This is a genomic window from Shewanella sp. NFH-SH190041 (assembly GCF_024363255.1).
Lineage (GTDB): Bacteria > Pseudomonadota > Gammaproteobacteria > Enterobacterales > Shewanellaceae > Shewanella.
This window is the reverse complement of record NZ_AP026070.1, coordinates 3,024,109-3,044,282: the sequence shown is the minus strand read 5'-3', so window position 1 is coordinate 3,044,282 and position 20,174 is coordinate 3,024,109. Positions and strand designations below refer to the sequence as shown.

Annotated in this window: 17 protein-coding genes; 13 read left to right on the top strand and 4 right to left on the bottom strand. The window is 50.2% G+C overall.

Annotated features, from left to right (window positions below):
* Window positions 1-115 precede the first annotated feature (115 nt).
* Window positions 116-1,015 (bottom strand): 1,4-dihydroxy-2-naphthoate polyprenyltransferase, encoded by a 900-nt coding sequence (locus NFHSH190041_RS13475; protein WP_261922312.1) that lies wholly within the window; start codon window positions 1,013-1,015, stop codon window positions 116-118.
* Between the two features lie 351 nt (window positions 1,016-1,366).
* Between NFHSH190041_RS13475 and NFHSH190041_RS13470 the strand changes: the two genes are divergently transcribed.
* The 4 genes from NFHSH190041_RS13470 to ompW all read left to right on the top strand — a co-directional run bounded on the left by NFHSH190041_RS13470 (window position 1,367) and on the right by ompW (window position 4,709).
* Window positions 1,367-2,263 (top strand): SDR family NAD(P)-dependent oxidoreductase, encoded by an 897-nt coding sequence (locus NFHSH190041_RS13470; RefSeq protein ID WP_261922311.1) that lies wholly within the window; start codon window positions 1,367-1,369, stop codon window positions 2,261-2,263.
* 141 nt (window positions 2,264-2,404) lie between these two features.
* The gene (gene tesB, locus NFHSH190041_RS13465) at window positions 2,405-3,271 is read left to right on the top strand and encodes an acyl-CoA thioesterase II (RefSeq protein ID WP_261922310.1); all 867 of its coding nucleotides are present in this window, start codon (window positions 2,405-2,407) and stop codon (window positions 3,269-3,271) included.
* 1 nt (window position 3,272) lies between these two features.
* Window positions 3,273-3,680, top strand: a complete 408-nt coding sequence (locus tag NFHSH190041_RS13460; RefSeq protein ID WP_261922309.1) for a YbaY family lipoprotein — start codon at window positions 3,273-3,275, stop codon at window positions 3,678-3,680.
* Between the two features lie 378 nt (window positions 3,681-4,058).
* Entirely contained in the window at window positions 4,059-4,709 is a 651-nt protein-coding gene (gene ompW, locus NFHSH190041_RS13455; protein ID WP_410010832.1) for an outer membrane protein OmpW, read from the top strand.
* Between the two features lie 73 nt (window positions 4,710-4,782).
* On the opposite strand, the gene NFHSH190041_RS13450 is transcribed toward ompW, so the two are convergent.
* Window positions 4,783-5,538 (bottom strand): SDR family NAD(P)-dependent oxidoreductase, encoded by a 756-nt coding sequence (locus NFHSH190041_RS13450; protein ID WP_261922308.1) that lies wholly within the window; start codon window positions 5,536-5,538, stop codon window positions 4,783-4,785.
* A 114-nt stretch (window positions 5,539-5,652) separates the two neighbouring features.
* On the opposite strand from NFHSH190041_RS13450, the gene NFHSH190041_RS13445 reads away from it, so the two are divergent.
* Complete coding sequence (locus tag NFHSH190041_RS13445; RefSeq protein ID WP_261922307.1) at window positions 5,653-6,054, top strand: YbaY family lipoprotein; 402 nt, start codon at window positions 5,653-5,655, stop codon at window positions 6,052-6,054.
* Window positions 6,055-6,100: 46 nt separating this feature from the next.
* A complete protein-coding gene (gene metA / locus NFHSH190041_RS13440; RefSeq protein ID WP_261922306.1) occupies window positions 6,101-7,039 on the top strand; it encodes a homoserine O-succinyltransferase in 939 nt (312 codons plus the stop codon).
* Window positions 7,040-7,186: 147 nt separating this feature from the next.
* Here metA and NFHSH190041_RS13435 read toward each other — a convergent pair whose 3' ends face one another.
* The gene (locus NFHSH190041_RS13435) at window positions 7,187-8,461 is read right to left on the bottom strand and encodes a serine hydrolase domain-containing protein (RefSeq protein WP_261922305.1); all 1,275 of its coding nucleotides are present in this window, start codon (window positions 8,459-8,461) and stop codon (window positions 7,187-7,189) included.
* A 440-nt stretch (window positions 8,462-8,901) separates the two neighbouring features.
* Between NFHSH190041_RS13435 and NFHSH190041_RS13430 the strand changes: the two genes are divergently transcribed.
* From NFHSH190041_RS13430 to NFHSH190041_RS13395, 7 genes are all read left to right on the top strand, one after another.
* Window positions 8,902-10,086, top strand: coding sequence for a thiolase family protein (locus NFHSH190041_RS13430; RefSeq protein WP_261922304.1), 1,185 nt, complete (start codon window positions 8,902-8,904; stop codon window positions 10,084-10,086).
* Between the two features lie 117 nt (window positions 10,087-10,203).
* Window positions 10,204-11,697 carry a CoA-acylating methylmalonate-semialdehyde dehydrogenase gene (locus tag NFHSH190041_RS13425; protein WP_261922303.1) on the top strand — a complete coding sequence of 498 codons (1,494 nt, stop codon included), beginning with the start codon at window positions 10,204-10,206 and terminating at the stop codon, window positions 11,695-11,697.
* Between the two features lie 186 nt (window positions 11,698-11,883).
* Entirely contained in the window at window positions 11,884-13,041 is a 1,158-nt protein-coding gene (locus NFHSH190041_RS13420) for an acyl-CoA dehydrogenase family protein (protein ID WP_261922302.1), read from the top strand.
* 30 nt (window positions 13,042-13,071) lie between these two features.
* Window positions 13,072-13,845, top strand: a complete 774-nt coding sequence (locus tag NFHSH190041_RS13415; protein WP_261922301.1) for an enoyl-CoA hydratase — start codon at window positions 13,072-13,074, stop codon at window positions 13,843-13,845.
* Between the two features lie 9 nt (window positions 13,846-13,854).
* Window positions 13,855-14,979 carry an enoyl-CoA hydratase/isomerase family protein gene (locus tag NFHSH190041_RS13410; protein ID WP_261922300.1) on the top strand — a complete coding sequence of 375 codons (1,125 nt, stop codon included), beginning with the start codon at window positions 13,855-13,857 and terminating at the stop codon, window positions 14,977-14,979.
* Window positions 14,980-15,362: 383 nt separating this feature from the next.
* On the top strand, window positions 15,363-16,292 hold the full coding sequence (gene mmsB / locus NFHSH190041_RS13400; RefSeq protein ID WP_261922299.1) for a 3-hydroxyisobutyrate dehydrogenase: 930 nt from the start codon (window positions 15,363-15,365) through the stop codon (window positions 16,290-16,292).
* Between the two features lie 34 nt (window positions 16,293-16,326).
* Window positions 16,327-17,094: an SDR family oxidoreductase gene (locus NFHSH190041_RS13395; protein WP_261922298.1), complete on the top strand. Its 768-nt coding sequence runs from the start codon at window positions 16,327-16,329 to the stop codon at window positions 17,092-17,094.
* A 366-nt stretch (window positions 17,095-17,460) separates the two neighbouring features.
* On the opposite strand, the gene NFHSH190041_RS19675 is transcribed toward NFHSH190041_RS13395, so the two are convergent.
* On the bottom strand, window positions 17,461-20,097 hold the full coding sequence (locus NFHSH190041_RS19675; RefSeq protein WP_315972943.1) for a methyl-accepting chemotaxis protein: 2,637 nt from the start codon (window positions 20,095-20,097) through the stop codon (window positions 17,461-17,463).
* Between the last annotated feature and the right edge of the window lie 77 nt (window positions 20,098-20,174).

Below are 20,174 nucleotides of genomic sequence, written 5' to 3'. Positions count from 1 at the left end.
AGTACAAAAAAGGCTTCTTTTGCGTTGCAGAAGAAGCCTTTTACGTTAGCTCATTGAGCTCATAGGTTTAGCGAGTACTTTATCTATGTCACAGCACAATAGCGCCGGTGTGGCATTATGAGGTAAAGATTAAGCCCGCGCTGAACAAGCCAGAAAACAGCATGGTTAGTTTTGCTGTGCTACCCAGCAAAGGGTTAAGGGCAGGGCCTGTTGTATTGATAAATGCGCTACTTAGTCGGCGGGCCATCAACAGGGCGGGGCCGGCGAGAAGTACCGGCAAGCCAGGTAAAATGCCGAGCAGATAACCGGCAATAATCAAGGCAAAAGGCAGGTATACCAAGGCTTGATAAAGATTTTTAGCTTGGCTTTCACCAATGCGTACTGCCAGAGTGCGTTTATTGGCTTTAGTATCTGTGCTGATATCCCGGGTGTTATTAACCAGCATAATTGCAGCATTGAAAAAGCCGATAGCACTGCCCAGCAACCAAGCACTGGAGCTGGTGGTGCCCGCTTGCAGAAAGTAACTGCCTACCACTGCAACCAACCCAAAAAAAACAAATGCAGCGATTTCACCCAACCCATGGGACGCCAATGGGTAAGGTCCGCCACTGTAGCTCAGTGCGCCCAGCACAGCAAAGACTGCCAGTAAGGCGATAATCCAGCCCCCATGAACCACAAGTTCGATACCGACCACAATTGCGGCCAGCAGAAACAGGATCATGGCATTGCGCACCGCATTAGGGGACAGCATGCCACTTTGGGTGACACGTACCGGACCGAGACGCTCTTCGGTATCGATACCATTTTTAAAGTCAAAATAGTCATTGGCCAAGTTAACGGCAATTTGTAGCAGTACTGCACACAGGGTTGATAGGATGGCAATGGTGACACTGAACTGGTGCAGATGCAGCGCCAGAAAATTACCCACCAATAGGGGACCGATGGCCGCCGGCAGGGTACGGGGTCTGATAGCTAAAATCCAGGGATTCATATTACTCAGTCGTTGCTTGTTCATTAGTACCCCGGCGGTGTGCGGTATGCAGAACCCTATCATTGGCATCTGTGCCTGCTATAACGGCTTGATGGACAGGAGTTACCACCCCGGGCAGAGGGTGGCAGATTTTACATTTTTTACCATTCAATTTGTACTATCTGCAAAGAATATTTCCCAGCTGAGATCAAATTGGCCATTTGTAACCGTGGCACACAAATTTAGATATGTTTTAAAAATGTGATGAAAAACATGGTCGTATGCCATATTTGTAATTCACTTCAAAGAATTTACCCTGCTGTCATGGTCTCCTAACCGCCAAGTTTACTGAAGTCTGAATGTCAAACACGCTCGTTCAGGATGAAGGAGAGGGATATGCAATTTGCAACACAGGTCGCGGTGATTTCCGGTGGTGCTGGTGGGTTGGGCAGAGCCTATGCCATCGCGCTGGCTCAACGGGGTGGTCGACTGGTTTTGCTTGATTGCCTCGACCCTTTTGATGAAGATGTGAGCCAATTGGTCGCAACCCTAGAACGCATGGGCTCCCAATGCCTGTACCGACAATTGGATATTTGCGATCGGCATGCCATTGATTTGATGGTGGGCAACATCATTCAGTTAATGGGTCAAATCGATATTCTTATCCATGCGTCTTCTTTTCGCTGTGATGCTGCCTTAACGAATATTTCCGAGCAAAATTGGGCGAAGCAGTTGGAAGTGGATGTCACGGCAGCATTTCACCTTACCCGGGCGGTATGGCCCTATATGCAGCAGCGAAATTATGGTCGTGTACTGATGCAAACCAGTGCCGGCGGGCTATATGGTGATATTTATCAAGTCGCTAACAGTACGGCTAAAATGGCGTTAGTGGGCATGGTTAACAGCCTGAGTATTGAAGGGGTTGCGGATAATATTGCCGTTAATTCCTTGTGCCCATTGGCTCAGGAAGGGGCGGATATTTGTCATTTAGCCGCGCAAGTACAACCTATGTTTTCTGCCGAATCAGTGGTGGCAGCCATGATGTTTCTCGTGGGGCGTCAAGCCCCGACGGGACAGCATTTACTGGCGGCTGCCGGCAGTATCAGCCACGGCACTTTCCTTGAGTATCAACCCATGTATTTTCCCGCCGAAGAGTGCACGGTAGAGCACCTTGTGAGTCGCTGGGCGCAGATGCATGAGTGCTATCCCGTTTATCGCCATGAAAGTGGCGAAGATCAGATCCTGTCATGGGCTCGCCGGGCTGCGTCAGATCACCATATCCGGATTGAATAGTGCGCAATTGATCTTGCTGACCATTCCAAGTGTAAAGCTTGCGGTTATACTGACTGCGGCAGCCTGTTTCTTCAATGTGTGACGGAGCAGGCGTGATTGATTGATTGATGCGCTGTGCTGCGCTAACACATTTGGAACCCCATGAGTCAGGTATTAAATGATTTGGTCTCCCTGCTGTCACTGGAACAGATAGAGCAGGGGCTTTTCCGCGGTCAGAGCCAGGATATTGGACTGGGCCATGTTTTTGGTGGGCAGGTAATGGGACAGGCGCTAAGTGCCGCCCGTAAAACAGTGCCGGCAGAACGTAAAGTTCACTCTTTTCATGCGTATTTTCTGCGTGCCGGTGATGAAAAATTGCCGATTGTATACGATGTGGAAATTATGCGAGACGGTGGCAGCTTCAGTGCCCGCCGAGTCAAAGCGATTCAGAAAGGTCAGCCGATTTTTTATATGACCTGCTCATTTCAACTGCCAGAAGTGGGGTTGGATCATCAAATCCCTATGCCTAAGGTACCGGGCCCGGATGGACTGCTAAATCAGCAGGAAGTGGCGATGACCCTTAGGGATAAAGTCCCACCCCGGATTTTGCAGGCGTTTATTGCCGATGCCCCGATTGAAATGCGTTTAGTGGAGCCACTAAATCCCGTTGCGCCAGAGGCGGCAGCGCCGGTGCGTAATGTGTGGATGCGGGTCAATGGTACGTTACCGGCTGACACCTGTGTCCATGAATATCTGCTGGCCTATGCATCGGATTTTAATTTCCTGGTGACGGCGGCTCAGCCCCATGGCGTTTCGTTCTTAACCCCGGGTATGCGCATGGCAACCATAGATCATGCGATGTGGTTCCACCGGCCGGTAAACTTCAATGAATGGCTGCTGTACAGCATTGATAGCCCAACGGCGATGGGCGGTCGGGGATTTGTTCGCGGACATTTTTTCAATCAGGCCGGAGAACTGGTAGCCTCTTCTACCCAGGAAGGCTTGATGCGCTTAATGCAAGGAAAATAATATGTGGGTAAAACTATTCCGCACCGGATTGATGCTGCTAATGCTGGCGGGGCTTTCAGCCTGTGTCACTGTTGTTCCCCCCAAACCTGTCATTGTTAACGGGGCGGCCGGATACCTTGAGCGCTTGGCGCTGCCTCCGGGGGCGGTGATTAATATCGCGATTATTGATTTAGATACCCCAGGCGCCATTATTGCCCAGAAAACCTTTGAAGTGGCCCGGGTGCCTGTGCCGTTTAAGTTTATTTTGCCTGCAGACACCATCAAATCGAGCATCAACTATGGTGTGGTAGCCATGATCACCTATAAAGGACAAGTCTTGTTCCAGACGTATCATAGATATCCGGTAATCAATAACGGCATTACCACCACGGAAGTGCTAATGAAACCTGTGATGCCCGGCAGTCAGTAAGCACCCGCAACTAGGCCCCCGCTGACATCGGGGGCTTTTTATTGGCTACGATATCGGTGTTATGGCCGCAGAGTTTTTGTCCCAAGAGCTGGGTAAGCGCCTCTGGGGTCAGGCTGTTCTACACACTGTTTTCTTCATACCGAGTAATAACCTATTACTTGCTACATTTCGCTTTATACATCCCGTTGCACATATTCAATTGAAGGCCGCTGTCAGATGAGTCAGTCGTTGACAATCGACCTGATTAAAGCCCAAAACAGCATAAAATATCGCCGCTTTACTGATGTAGATCAAACTGATAGCGCCACAACTTTGGCAGGGTAGTCACAGGAAATTAAAGATGCAGTAACACCTGTGTCACGCTGAAGGAGAAAGCCTATGTTTGCCCCCAATTTACGCCCATCCCGTATGGCCTTATTGACCTTAACCTTGCTTGGTAGTGGTCAGGTGCTGGCCCACCAAGCCGGTGATGTTATTTTTCGGGCTGGTGCTGCTGTTGTTGCACCCAACGAATCAAGCCCAGTTGTTGCTGATATTGCACGCTTTTCCGTTGATAACAATGTGCAACTGGGGCTGAATTTGGGGTATATGCTGACAGATAACTGGGCGTTAGAACTATTGGCTGCAACCCCCTTTAGCCACGATATTGCCTTAGGTTCGCTGGGTAAAATTGCCCAGACGAAACACCTACCGCCGACTCTGGTTGCACAGTATTACTTTGGTCAGGCCGAGACGACACTGCGTCCTTATATTGGTTTGGGAATAAATTACACTAACTTTTTTGATAATGATTTCACCCCGGCGGCGAAAGAGATGGGATTGACAGATTTAAGCTTGTCTAATTCATGGGGCTGGGCAGCTCAGGTGGGGTTGGATTATCGGCTGAATAATGACTGGCTACTGAATACGTCAATCTGGTATGCCGATATCAGTACTGATGTCCGTTTTAATCTTGGTGGGCAAGCTGTGAATGTCGCGACAGAAATTGACCCTTGGGTATATATGTTCAGTGTTGGCTATCAGTTTTAGCCGGTAAGGTAAGGCCGCCAGCAATTGTGCCAGTGGCCTTATTGAGTCAACTCAGAGTCGATTTATGCGCGGCTTATTTCGATTTTTCTGGCTTAGGCTGTTTCTTTTTCCAGCGCCGAGTATTGTAAATATACTCGGGCAGCAGACGGGTCAGCCAAGCCATTAATCGCCAGCGCTTCGGTACGCAGACTCGGCGTTTACCTTTGGCTAAGGCGGTTAAGATTTGTCGCGCCACTTCCGGCAGTGGCACCAGCCACATACGGGCACCCTGCATGGCTGCCTTGTCTAACATACCCAGTTGAATATCGGTAATGGTAATAGGCAGTTTTAGCCGCTGGGCATGCATAGACAGCCCTTGCAGATAATTTGCTGCAAAGGCTTTGGAGGCATGGTAAGCGACACTGGCGCCGCCGCGCAGACCCGCAATGGAGTTGATGGCTCCCAATTGACCATATCCTTGCTCCCGCAACAGCCTGAAAGCGGTATTGCACATAGCGGCAAAGCCGCGCACATTCACCGCAATCATCTCATCTTCATGTTGCCATGGCAGCGCAGGATCATAGTGATTAACCCCGGTATTGACCAATATCAGGTGGGCTCCACCTAAGCTTTGCCATACCTGTTCCAGTTGGCTAATAGCTTGTTGCGGCTGATAAATATCCAAGGCATGAACAGTAACTTTACCCGGCAATGATGCAGCAAATTCCGCCAGCATCTCGGGTTGGGGGCTGAGCAGCGCCAGTTCCACCTGCTGCCGGGACAGTTGCAGGGCAACTTCACGGCTCAATTGTGAGCTGGCACCAATTATTATCGCAGTTGCTTGTGTCATAAGGGTTTCAGGCAATCTAGGAGTTGCTTATCATAGGGGGATCTGCTGACGAGAACAAGTGATTGCTCGGGCGTGTAGACATCCAGAAGTCTTTATGTATGATTAGGAGAGAGTATGAATAAGTGGTTGAAGGTGTTAACAGCCCCGCTGCTGGCTGTGGGTGTCATCAGTGGTTGCGCGACCCAGGATGCCGCGGTGGAAATTCACGGTGAAGCATGGTACCGCGAGCGGATTGCTCTACCACCGGAAGCTGTGCTGACGGTACAGGTGAAGGATGTATCCCGGGCGGATGCAAAAGCCGAGGTATTAGCTGAAGTTGAGCGCAATGATGTTAGTACGCCTGCGCCTTTTTCGTTTGTGATTAACCGGGATCAATTTGCCCCCGGTCACACCTATGCCGTGGGGGCGAAAATTACGCTCGATGGCCAATTGCTGTTTATCAATACTCAGTCATATCGCATTGATTTGGATAATAACCAGCCAATGTCGGTACTGTTGAATAAGGTCGGCCACTAACCATCACGGATACTGCGCCGTCCCAACCAAGGAGAGGCGCAGTATTATGCCGGTTAGGATCCCAGACAACCTTCCCGCCGCCGGGATATTGGTATCAGAAAATATTTTTGTGATGTCAGAAACCCGTGCTGCTCATCAGGATATTCGCCCGATGAAGGTGCTTATCCTCAATCTGATGCCCAATAAGATAGAAACCGAAACCCAGTTATTGCGGCTATTGGGGAATACGCCACTGCAGGTGGATGTAGAACTGCTGCGTATCCATGATCAGGCCTCCCGTCATACCCCATCAGATCATATGAATACCTTTTACCGTGATTTTGCTGAGATTGCGGATAATAACTACGATGGCTTGATTGTTACCGGGGCGCCGCTGGGGCAGATAGAGTATGAGTCAGTCAGTTTCTGGGACAGATTCTGCACCATTATTGATTGGTCCCGTACCCATGTGACTTCGACTTTGTTTCTTTGTTGGGCAGCCCATGCCGGGCTTTATCATTTGTATGGCCTTGAGCGGAATATTTTGCCGCAAAAACGCTCAGGAGTATTTGCCCATCGCCGGGCGCAACAACCCCACCCGTTGCTGCGGGGATTTGATGATGAGTTTTATGCTCCCCATTCCCGCTTTGCTGAAATTCCCTTGCCGGTACTGCAAACTCATCCGCAGCTACAGGTATTAGCACACGCTGATGATGTCGGGGCGTATCTGGTGCTTTCCCATGATAACCGGCAGCTATTTGTCACCGGCCATCCTGAATACCATAAATACACGCTGCGGGATGAATACCAACGGGATCTGGCAGCGGGGCTTGCGCCACGGGTACCGCAGCACTATTTCTGTGGTGATGATCCGCAAAATCCTGTGCTTGCTCGCTGGTTGGGGCATGGCAGTTTGTTATTCAGTAATTGGCTTAATTACTATGTTTACCAGCTGACCCCTTATGATCTCAATAATATGGCAGGTATGACCCCTTGGGAGCGATAATTAAGCGATTGTTTGGCCAATTTTCCCTTTGAGGCACCCAACGGAAATACAATTCACATTGTATTCAGAGCGGAATATACCAAAGGCTTATTTCTACCTTAGCTGTTCATCCCTCTCGTTATCTTTCGTACTTCAATGCATGGGTGATTATTGCTTTAGGCTGCCTCTACATGCCGAAATAAGTGGATCGTCGCCTTGAGATTGACTGACATTGATGGCCAATTGCCAAAAGCTGGCAGACAGTTTATTGATGATATTTGATTCGGCATTGATCAACATGGCAAAGCCGAGATCCAGCTCGGGAGCATAAGCGATATCGGCCCGAAATCCTGCGACCCAACCTGAGTGATACACCAGTTTAATTCCTTCAAATTGATACAATCGCCAGCCATAACCATAGTCGGCAGCGGTTAGATGCTGGCGCCAGTATTTGCGCCGTAAATCTTTTGCCGTACTAATTCTGGGCTGAGTTAACTGGGTCAATAATGTTGGCGATAAAATCTCAGGGGCATAACCAAGGTTTGCGATCAGCCACTTTGCCATATCAGAAATACTGGCGTTAATGCCTGCGGCGGGGGCGACACGATAAAAATCATGCCGGACCGGTACCCGTCGCCAGTCATAATGTGGCTGTGTGCGCCCAACCTTTGCTGTAGCGGGGTTAATAATACGCAAAATATGAGGTTGTGCGGCATTGGTGGTTTGCTGAAAAGCGTTGAAACCAACCGAGGCGTCTGTCATCGCTAACGGGGTAAAAATTTGCGTTTGTAATAACTCATCGTAGGGCTTGGATTGCACCTGCTCTAATACGGGTTGCAGCATGCTGTAAAGCACATTTTGGTAGCCATAGCACTGCCCAGGCGGACAAATTGGACTGAGTTTAGCAAAGCGCCGGGTAATTTTAGTCATATCCCAATTTTCACTGAGCAGGTTGTCATAGGCATTGGGCATTAGTCCACTGGAATGGCTAAGCAGATGATGAAGCTGGATCTTATTGGCCGCGTGTGGCGGCGCTAAGGCAAAGTGAGGTAAGTATTGGCTAATAGGGTCGCTGAGACTAAGTTTTCCGGCATTGGCTTGCATCAGGGTGAGGGTTGCAGCAAAGGGTTTAGAAACAGAAGCCAGCCGGAAAATAGTGTGTGGGGTGACTTTTTTCGTACGGTTAATATCAAGGTGACCATAGGTTTCTAGTGCCAGAATATGTTTGCCTTGGACTATGGTATAGGCCGCTCCGGGAATATTTTGCCGCTTAAGCTCCTGCGTTGCGATACAGTAAAATGTCTGGGTAAGAGAGCGTGAAGATAGCTCCTTTTGGCTGGGATGAGAGGTTATTTCAGCCCGGCTCTGGGGCACTATGATGGCGGGGAGAAAGAGTATAAAAAAACGTAACAGGGTGAATTTTTTCCAGCTGACCGTATCCATGGCATACCTGTATGGTGCGAAAACACCACAGTATCAAATCGAAAAATAATTGAGAATAAAGAAATAACGCTTAGGGTCTGTTGCTTTTGCAAGTTTGTTTTTGCAACGGGTTAGAGGATCTCTGCGCTATTGTGAGTAGCGATTTCTCGCGTTTTATCTCTTTTATCGATGGCATCCTTCCTCCTTGTAATATGTCATTTTTTATCTGTCCAACATTGATGACATGGCAAATGCTGATGTAGCCAGCCTCTATAGGCGGCGAGAGCCAGTGTTTAGTTGAGATTGTAAATACAACATGACGTTTATGTTTTTATGTTTGTTTGACACCAAAGTGATTAACACTTGCTTTACGTTAGCGTAAACGTCAGAGTGCTAGTATTTTGTACAATCTGTGCTTCACCGCTGTTGTCGGCGGTTCAGGTCAAAAGACAGGAGTGGTTATGAACAGGGAAAAGGATATTGTCATTGTTGCAGCTAAACGCACGCCGATGGGAGGCTTTCAGGGCAGTCTGTCCAGTGTCCCTGCTCCTGAATTAGGGGCTAAAGCGGTAAGTACTTTATTGGCGGATACGGGGCTGGCTGCAGATCAGGTCGACGAATTGCTGATGGGCTGCGTCTTACCCGCCGGGCTGAAACAGGCACCGGCTCGCCAGGTGGCCTTGGGCGCTGGATTGGCTGAGTCAGTTGCCGCCACTACGGTCAACAAAGTCTGTGGCTCTGGCATGAAAACCGTGATGATGGCCAGTGATTTGATTAAGGCGGGGAGTGCCAAGGTGGTGATCGCCGGGGGAATGGAGAGTATGAGCCAAGCTCCTTACCTGCTGGATAAAGCCCGCAGCGGCATGCGGATGGGACATGGCAAAGCCTTGGATCATATGTTTTTTGATGGGCTGGAAGATGCTTACACCGGCGCAGCCATGGGCACTTTTGCCCAGCAGACCGCAGATGATTATCAGCTGACCCGGGAGCAGATGGATGCCTTTGCCCTGTCATCGCTGGAAAAAGCCAATGCTGCGATTACCTCAGGTGCCTTTGATGATGAAATTGTGCCTGTCACCATCGCCTCGCGCAAAGGCGACATTGTCGTCGATATTGACGAGCAACCGGGTAATGCTCGCCCTGATAAAATCCCTACTTTGCGCCCCGCCTTTGCAAAAGACGGCACCATTACTGCGGCTAACTCTTCTTCTATTTCGGATGGCGCGGCGGCTTTGATGCTTACTAGTCGCGCCCAAGCCGAGGCTCTGGGATTGCCTGTACTAGCGGTGATCCGGGGGCAGACCGGTCACGCTCAAGCACCCGCTACATTCACCACCGCCCCGGTGGGTGCCATCACTAAACTACTGGAGCAGACAGGTTGGCATAAAGATGATGTGGATTTGTATGAGATTAATGAAGCCTTTGCCATGGTGACCATGTTGGCAGTCTCAGAGCTGGGACTGGATATGGCGCGGGTGAATATCAATGGTGGCGCTTGCGCGTTAGGGCATCCCATCGGCTGCTCTGGGGCACGGATTTTGGTAACACTACTGCATGCGCTGCGTCGGCGAGGACTAAAACGAGGTATTGCCAGTCTATGTATTGGTGGCGGGGAAGCTACCGCCATTGCGATTGAAGTGCAATAAACACTGACATGATGCCCGGCGCAATTGCATGCCGGGCAGGCTGTCTCATCGGACAGCTAAGCGAGCACACAGATCTTGATAGTGCGTATCACAGGGTTAATGCAACAGGATGTGAAGATGACCACTTTGATAAAACATTATATTGATGGTGAATTTACCCCGGGCGGCGGCCAGCGACAAATCATCGTGACCAATCCCGCCAATAATCAGCCAATTGCGCAAATTAACTGTGCGACAGATGCGGAAGTATACCAAGCCATTTCCAGCGCCAAGGCGGCATTTCAAACTTGGAAAGAAACACCGGTTTCTGAGCGTGCTCGGGTTATGTTGCGTTACCAGCATTTGCTAAAAGAACACCATGATGAGTTGGCCACAATTCTGGCCAAAGAGACCGGCAAGACCTTTGAAGACGCCAAAGGTGATGTTTGGCGGGGCATTGAAGTGGCTGAACATGCCTGCAATATTGCATCTTTATTGATGGGTGAAACCGTTGAAAATGTGGCCCATAAAATTGATACCTACAGCTACACCCAACCCCTGGGTGTTTGTGCCGGTATTACCCCTTTTAATTTCCCCGCGATGATCCCGCTATGGATGTTTCCGCTAGCAATTGCCTGCGGGAACACCTTCGTATTGAAGCCTTCAGAGCAAGATCCAATGACGCCGCTGCGTTTAGCAGAACTGTTTGAACAAGCCGGAGCTCCCAAGGGCGTATTACAGCTGGTTCATGGCGATAAGAGTGCGGTAGATATTTTGTTGACCCATGCAGATATCAAGGCCATTTCTTTTGTTGGCTCTGTGGGTGTCGGCCAATACGTGTATAAGACAGGAACCGACCATCTTAAACGGGTGCAGGCCTTTGCGGGAGCCAAAAACCACAGTGTCATTATGCCCGATGCCAATAAGGATCAGGTGCTCAATAACCTGGTCGGAGCGTCTGTGGGGGCTGCCGGTCAGCGCTGTATGGCGATCTCGGTCGCGGTTTTTGTCGGCGAAGCCAAAGCGTGGATCCCTGAGTTAAAAGCGCGCCTGGCCAAAGTGCGGCCTGGATTGTGGGATGACGACGAGGCCGGTTACGGCCCACTCATTAGCCCTCAGGCTAAAGAGCGGGTGCTAAGTCTTATCGCTAAGGGTAAGGAAGAGGGGGCAGAGTGCCTGCTGGATGGCTCAGAATTTACGCTGGCAGGTTATGAGTCGGGTAACTGGGTTGGCCCAACCATGTTCACCAAGGTGACGCCTGAGATGACCATCTACAAGGAAGAGATCTTTGGCCCAGTGCTTTGCTGTGTTGAGTCAGATTCGCTGGAAGATGCCATCGAACTGGTGAATGCCAGCCCATACGGTAATGGGACTTCTATCTTTACCGCCAGTGGCGCTGCGGCGCGCAAATATCAGCACGAAGTGGAAGTGGGGCAGGTAGGGGTGAATGTGCCTATCCCGGTACCACTGCCATTTTTCTCATTTACCGGTTGGAAGGGGAGCTTCTACGGCGACCAACACGCCTATGGCAAGCAAGCGGTACGCTTCTTTACTGAAACCAAAACCATTACTGCCCGCTGGTTTGAAGACGATATTCCATCCGGCCCCAATATGACCATTGCCTTGAAATAATGCACCTACTGCCCGTCAGGCTGAGAGTCATTTATCGCCCAATGATCAAAGGTAAATGCTAACAGCAGAATATCATCCATAAACCGAACAATAAGAGCCCGGCATTAATGCTATCCGCTGCCATTAAAGCGCGAAACATGGCGTTTAATAGTCGGGCCAATACCGATCAGCGACAGGAGTTGTTAGATGGATTTCAATCTCAACGAAGATCAACGTCAGTTTGCCGAACTGGCCCGTCAGTTCGCCACCGAAGAGCTCGCGCCCCATGCAGCGCGCTGGGATGAAGAGCATCATTTCCCGAAAGATGTTATTCAAAAAGCCGGTGAACTGGGCTTTTGCGCTTTGTACTCGCCGCAAAGCGAGGGGGGCATGGGGCTGAGTCGCTTAGATGCTGCCATTATTTTTGAAGAACTGTCCGCCGGATGTACCGCCACCACAGCCATGCTGACCATTCACAATATGGCCACCTGGATGATCACCTCTTGGGGCAGTGAAACCTTGCGCAGTGGGTGGAGCGAGCCTCTGACCACAGGTCAGAAGCTGGCATCTTACTGTTTGACTGAGCCGGGGGCCGGCAGTGATGCCGCCTCATTGCAGACAAAAGCCGTGCGTGAAGGCGATGAGTATGTGATTTCCGGCGCTAAGATGTTTATCTCCGGCGCCGGAGATACCGAAATGCTGGTGGTGATGTGCCGCACCGGTGGAGACGGCCCGAAGGGGATCTCAGCCATTGCTGTGCCAGCAGATACCGCCGGCATTATTTACGGTAAAGCGGAAGATAAAATGGGTTGGAATGCCCAACCAACCAGATTGGTAACCTTTGATGCTGTGCGCGTGCCTGTCGCTAATCTTTTAAGGGAAGAAGGCCAAGGGTTTACATTTGCCATGAAAGGCTTAGATGGCGGACGTATTAATATTGCGACCTGCTCTGTGGGTACAGCACAAGCGGCACTGGACAGAGCTACAGCCTATATGCAGGAGCGCAAGCAGTTTGGTAAGCCGTTAGCGGCATTCCAAGCATTGCAATTTAAATTGGCCGATATGGCTACTGAGCTGGTAGCTGCACGGCAGATGGTGCGACTGGCGGCATTTAAGCTCGATTCCGGTGATGTCGAGGCGACTGCTTATTGTGCTATGGCCAAACGTTTTGCGACCGATGTGGGCTTTCAGGTTTGTGATGCTGCACTGCAATTGCACGGTGGCTACGGCTATATCCGCGAATATCCGTTAGAGCGACATTTCCGCGATGTCCGTGTTCACCAGATCTTGGAGGGCACTAATGAGATTATGCGCCTGATTATCGCTCGTCGTCTGCTGGATGAGCATGTGGGCGAGATTAAATAAGCCAAGCCATGAATTCAAAGGGAAGTAATAATGACTCAACTGATTGAACGCATCGAAGGCAATACCGCAATTTTGACTATCAGTAACCCGCCAGCCAATACCTGGACGCAAGCAGGGTTATATCATCTGCGCAATAAGATTCTGGAGCTGGATGCAGACCCGGAGATCTACGCCTTAGTGTTGACAGGAGAAGGTGAGAAGTTTTTCTCAGCTGGGGCAGATTTGAAGCTGTTTGCCGATGGTGACAAAGGCAATGCGGCCACCATGGCTATGGCCTTTGGTGAAGCATTTGAAACCCTAAGTGCATTTCGAGGCGTCTCTATTGCCGCAATTAATGGTTATGCCATGGGGGGCGGGTTAGAGGTGGCGCTAGCCTGTGATATCCGTATTGCAGAATCTCAGGCGCAGATGGCCTTGCCTGAGGCGACTGTTGGTCTGCTGCCCTGTGCTGGTGGGACTCAGAATTTAACGGCTCTGGTTGGCGAAGGCTGGGCCAAGCGGATGATCCTGTGTGGTGAACGCATCAAAGCTGATAAGGCCCACAGTATCGGGTTGGTGGAAGAGGTGGTTGAAACCGGTGAGGCGTTGGAAACAGCCATTGAATTGGCAGCTAAAGTGGCCAATCAAAGCCCATCTAGCATGGCTGTGTGTAAGCAGCTGATCCAAGCCGGTCGCGCTATGCCGCGAACTCAAGCACTGCCCCTGGAGCGTGAACTCTTTATCGGCCTGTTTGATACCGAAGATCAAGCTGAAGGGGTTAATGCGTTTTTGGAAAAGCGTCAGCCAGAGTGGAAAAACGCATAAGGGGGTATCATGGATAAAGTCGTATTTCAAACCTTGGGGTGTGAAGGCGGTAAGCAAATCGGTATTGCCACCCTTAATGTAGAGCAAGCACTCAATGCATTGAACTTGGATATGGTGCGGCTGTTAACGCTGCAGCTGGATGCTTGGCGTACGCAGGATGAAATAGCCTGTGTCGTACTTGATGGTGCAGGTGATAAAGCGTTTTGTGCCGGTGGCGATGTGCGGGCAATTACGCAGGCATCCCGAGATAAACCGGGTCAGATAGCTCCTGAAGCTCAAACCTTTTTTACTGAAGAATATCAGCTGGATTACCTGATCCATACCTTAGGTAAACCTGTGTTGGTATGGGGCGATGGTATTGTGATGGGGGGCGGCTTAGGTTTGATGGCGGCAGCGAGCCACAGAGTGGTCACTCAGCGCTCCCGTATTGCCATGCCTGAGGTGACGATAGGCTTGTATCCGGATGTTGGCGGCAGTTTTTTCCTTAACCGTATGCCGGGCAAAACTGGGCTGTTCCTTGGGCTAACCGGTTATAACATGAATGGTGCCGATGCCCTGTATGTGGACTTGGCCAATTTTGCCATCGACCGAGAGAACAAAGAGCCCTTGTGGGATGCCTTAGCCGCAGTGTGCTGGCAGGATGATGCCAATCGCAACCATGATTTGCTCAGTCAGGCGCTCAATGGTTTTTATGATGGCAAGATTGCTAACGATAGCCGCCTTAAGACCCATCAGGGGCGTATTGATGAGCTGATGGCAGGATCCTTGGCTGACATTCATGCCCGTCTGTCGTCCTTGGATGAGACTTGCCTGGCCGAACATGAGGCAAGCTGGCTGGGGCGAGCCAGAGAAACTTTCCTTACCGGCAGCCCTTTAAGTTGGCACCTTATTTACGCTCAGATGCAATTAGGCACAGAAATGTCACTGGCAGAGTGCTTTCGTCAGGAGCTGGGGTGGAGCGTTAACTGCTGCGCCCATGGTGATTTTTGTGAAGGGGTACGGGCCTTGTTACTGGATAAAGACAAGCAGCCGCAATGGCAGGTGGCTAGCGGACAACGCGTGCCTCAATCCTTACTGGATAGACTGATGACCTCGCCTTGGGATGAAGCCAGCCATCCACTAAAGGCGCTTTAGTCGGTTGTAAACCGCTAGGGTCTGTTGACGTTTCGTGATTGAATTTTGTTCGAGATAAAAGCGTTTTAATCGCGGCGAGTGGTTTGTCGCCTAGTTATGCTAAGCAAGAACCGCTCAACAAAGTGTAAAACGCTTTTAGCCGAACCCTGCGGGCAGCGTTTGAGGCTCCTTTTTACTGCGTTATCGGTTTATCAGGTAGCACAACTACCTATCAAAGTCGCTGCCTTGTATAAAGCATCCTCAAATTGCTGCAAAAACAAACTTGAAAGGTCAACAGACCCTAATAACACCTTGAGTGACAGCGTGAGTTTGCCTTTGGCGCGGGCAACAAAGCCTCGCACCAATGCACTAATTAGATGGAAGATGGATTAAGGAGCTCCGGGATGGCGACAGTTGCATTTATTGGTTTGGGGAATATGGGTGGCCCAATGGCGGCTAATCTGGTTAAAGCCGGTATGACGGTGACAGGTTATGATCTGAATCCGATGGCATTACAGACACTAACTGACCTTGGTGGTTTGCAGGCAACGACTGCTTGTGGCGCTGCAGCAGGTGCGGATGTTGTTATCACCATGCTGCCTGCGGGGCAACATGTTCGCCAGCTTTATTTAGGCAATGATGCCGCGGGTGAGCAAGGTCTGTTGGCGGTGGTGGGCCAAGATACTTTGCTGATTGATTGCTCTACCATAGATGCTGATAGTGCTCGCACGGTTGCGGCAGCTGCGCAAGAACGAGGTCTGACCTTTATCGATGCGCCGGTATCCGGAGGTACTGCCGGGGCGAGTGCTGGCACATTGACCTTTATCTGTGGTGGCACTGACGATGGCTTTGCGCGAGCACAGCCATATCTGCAACAGATGGGCGGGAATATTTTCCATGCCGGCGCCACGGGTGCCGGTCAAATTGCCAAAATCTGCAATAATATGCTGCTGTCGGTGCTGATGGTTGGCACCAGTGAAGCGTTGGCGATGGGAATCGATAATGGACTGGATCCCAAGGTATTATCTGACATTATGAAAGTCAGCAGTGGTGGCAATTGGACGCTGAATAAATATAATCCCTGCCCCGGGGTGATGGACGCTGTACCATCTTCTCACGGCTATCAGGGGGGGTTTATGGTGGATTTGATGATTAAAGATCTGGGGTTGGCCATGGAAACAGCACTGCGTAGCCACTCGAGTACACCTATGGGGGCCTTGGCGCGTAGCTTGTATGTCAGCCATGCTAAAGGCGGCCTGACACAAAGCGGCAATGGTCGGCGAGATTTTTCCAGTATTTTTGAGCAATTTATTACCCCCGCCAATGATGAGTAGCCTAGTTTTACCAACAGAGATTGAGGAGTAGCGGATGGAATTGAAAGATAAGGTTGTTGTCATTACCGGTGGTGCCGGTGGATTGGGACTGGCGATGGCCCAGGAATTTGCCGCTGCAGGAGCCCGTTTGGCACTGATTGATGTGGATCAGGATAAATTAGAGCGTGCCTGTGCCGATCTGGGCGCCAGCGCGCCACAGACCGAAGTGCAGGGATATGCGTTTGATATCACTGATGAAGAAGATGTAGTGGCAGGTTTTCAGTACATTTTAGAAGATTTTGGTCAAGTCAATGTGCTGGTCAATAACGCCGGTATTTTACTCGATGGCATGCTGTTAAAAGCGAAAGAGGGGCAGGTGACTGAGCGGATGTCACTGGCTCAGTTCCAAGCGGTGATCAATGTGAATTTGACCGGAAGTTTCCTTTGTGGCCGTGAAGCCGCAGCTGCCATGATTGCATCAGCGCAGCCGGGCATTATCGTGAATATCTCCAGTTTGGCTCGGGCCGGTAATATGGGGCAGAGCAATTATGCTGCTTCTAAAGCCGGTGTTGCTGCCATGTCAGTTGGCTGGGCGAAAGAATTGGCTCGCTACGGTATTCGCAGTGTGGCAGTAGCGCCCGGTGTAATAGAAACCGACATGACAGCGGCAATGAAGCCCGAAGCGCTGGCGCGGTTGGAAAATATGGTGCCGGTTGGCCGTCTGGGAAAACCGGATGAAGTGGCCAAGACAGTGATGTTTGCGGTAGAAAATGATTATATCAATGGCCGGGTATTGGAAGTGGATGGCGGGATCCGCCTGTAACGGTTAATAACCGTCAATCATGACCTCCCCGTAGCTGGCGCCGCGTGGGAGGTTTTTTTATGTTCTTGATGGCATAACAAGAAAGGTTCTAGGGCGTGTTGACGTTTCGTGATTAAATTTTGTTCGAGATAAAAGCGTTTTAATCGCGGCGAGAGGTTTGTCGCCTAGTTATTCTAAGCAAGAACCGCTCAACAAAGCGTAAAACGCTTTTAGCCGAACCCTGCGGGCAGCGTTTGAGGCTCCTTTCTACTGCGTTATCGGCTTATCAGGTAGCGCAACTACCTATCAAAGCCTCTGCCTGGTATAAAGAAGCCTCAAATCGCTGCAAAAACAAACTCGAAACGTCAACACGCCCTAGTCATCATGTTAAGAGAGCATTCCGGCCTGGTTAATATTACCCAACTTGCGGCTTAAACTAACCGCGGTTTTGGTGACCTGACGTTGCTGCTGTTCAACTGCGCTAAGGTGCTGCTGTAATGAAGTTAAACCACTGAGTTGTTGGGTGCCGGACTCTGCGAGGGCTAAATTTAAGTTTTTTACCTGGGTAATGGCTTGGGTGACGGTCTGCAGTGCCTTGTGGGTATCATCCGTGCCTTGGCGGGTCTGTTTGGCATCTTTGCCCGCTTGAGCCATCAACTCGACAGATTGCTTGGCATGACTTTGCAGTTGCGTGATCAAATTTTGTACTTCCACGGTACTTTGCTGGGTTCGACTGGCAAGGGCTCTTACTTCATCGGCGACGACGGCAAACCCCCGACCTTGCTCTCCAGCCCGTGCAGCTTCAATGGCTGCGTTGAGTGCTAACAGGTTGGTTTGCTCCGCGATTTCATCAATCACCCGCAGAATATGACCTATGTTGTCAGTATCTTGCTCAACTTTAGCGACCGTTTGACAGACACTATCAATATGGGCCACTAACTCAGCAATGGATTGATTTTGCTGTTGTAAAGCTTGCTCTCCGGTATGAATTTGCTGTTGCGCCGCTATCACAGCGGTTTTTGCTTGTTGCAGTTGCCCTCCCAGTTCATCTCCACTGGAGAAAGCTTCATTGGCCAGGCTGCAACTGTGTCTCATGGATTCTGTCATTTTCTCAGCCTGTTTTTGTTGCTGTTGCTGCAGCGGTAACAGTGCCTGGTGCAGTGTCGTTATGCCTTCCTGTGTCGCTTTTAACTGAGCCCGCTCTCGGGTAAGGGTTTGCCCTAAGATGAATAACTGCCCGTACAATCCCGTCGGCCGGTTAGCCGAGGATGGTGTTGCCGCGGTTGGTAGCCCCTGCTCCAGTGCCTGGCAATATCGCATAATATTGTTTAAATCGGCGCCGAGTCGGCGACGGAGTTGCCAGCGCAATAACAAAATAGCCAGTGCAGTAGCGACGATTACTGCTAGCAGGGCTCTGGGCCAAAAGTGCATGAGTCCGATACTCGCTGAAGTCTCAGTTGCGGATACTGTATTGGGATTGTCTATCCCCGCCATCAGTGCTGAGGCTGTCTGCTGTGATGGACTTGAAGCCTGTTTGAGTAACGCTGGCTGTGGGTTATTTTCTTGTTGGCTTAGTTTGCTACTCAACTGAGAGATAGCAGTATCGACTCGGGCGCTAACGCGAGCCTTTAGTGCTGCGGCATCAAAACTGCTTGATGGGTCAGTTATGGCATTTGTCGCGGGAGTGGCTGTTGTAGCTGTTTTCGTTTCCATTTCCGTATCTGTGCCGCTAGGGGGAAGGGGGGCTGATATTATCTTGCCGGGCATTGTGGTTTTAGCCGCCGCATTGATGCTTGAGCTTATATTGGCAGTATTTTCTGCCTTAGGTTTCGTATCCGCTTCAAGGTGAGTCTCTTGATTCGGGGCATTATCCTTGGCAATCACAGACTCTGATGGTGAATGGGTTATTGCTGGGGATGGGCTATCATTTTTAGTCTGAGAAGCTTGCTGTGCCGGGCCTGTAGCCTCATTGGCTATGGTGTTTTGGCTTTCGGCACGCGAGTTGTTGGCATTATTATTGGTATTGGTATTGGTATTGGTATTGGTATTGGCATTAGTTTGTTGTGACAGAGGCCGATGCAGGGTCAGGTAAGTATTTAGTCTGGCGGTTAGGGCTGCATTATCGCTGAGTAATTGGGATAACAGTGCTTGTGTTCTGGGCTCAATAATATCGGCTAACTGGGTGAGGATATTACGGTATTGATCTAAATCCAGCCGTAATTTACTGATTTGCTGAATGTCAGCAGGATCGATTTGCGCCGCGAGGAGTCGCAGTAGTGGGGGACGGACATTATCTAATGCTTCTTTGGCGCTGGTGAGCGTATCTGTTTGATGAGCCGCTTGATAATTTTGGCTGGCTAGCAGTAGATCCATAATGCTTTCTTGCACTTGGAAGGTATAAAACAAGGCGACAATATCATTACGGGCTCTAGCTTGATTCCCCAGTTGCATCAGTGCCTGTTGCAGGCGTAATTCTAGCTGTGCCAATTGGTTGTAAGCAGTTTCTCTGCGACGGGTTTCATGTGCCAGCAATTGATCCAATTGAGCATAAGCTTTGTCAAAATAGGGCCTTAGCCCGCTGCTGGGTTGAAAGTTACTATGTTGACCAGTGGTTAATTGCCAAGGTGGCAATTGCAAGCGTTTACGGATCTGTTGTAATTGCCGCATTGCTCGGGTCAACCAATCGCTCTGGTAAGTGGCGGCAAACAGTCCTGTGGCATATTGAAGCTTTTGCCATTCAGTCCAAATATTCATCGCGCTTTGATAACGGGTTTGACTAATCTGCGTAGCGCTTGGTTGAGAGGGTAATGGTGAGCTGACATTGCGGGTCACGCTCTGATGGTGGTTATTGGATGCCAAGAGGGTAAAAGCCTGGCTAAGAGGCACCAGCCCAAAGGTGATTGCTGCGCTCAGACAAACAGTCAGTAGGATGCCCTTAGAATGCGAGATAATGTTATGGGTAAAACCGGTAACGCGGTCGATGTGTGGGGCTGTTGCTGAACGGGAATGCGGGGCAGCAAACATGTAAGATTCTCCAGACAGAAATCAATCAAATAAGAGCGGGAAAGATAATTTCCAGTGTTAAATGATCTAGTGCATTT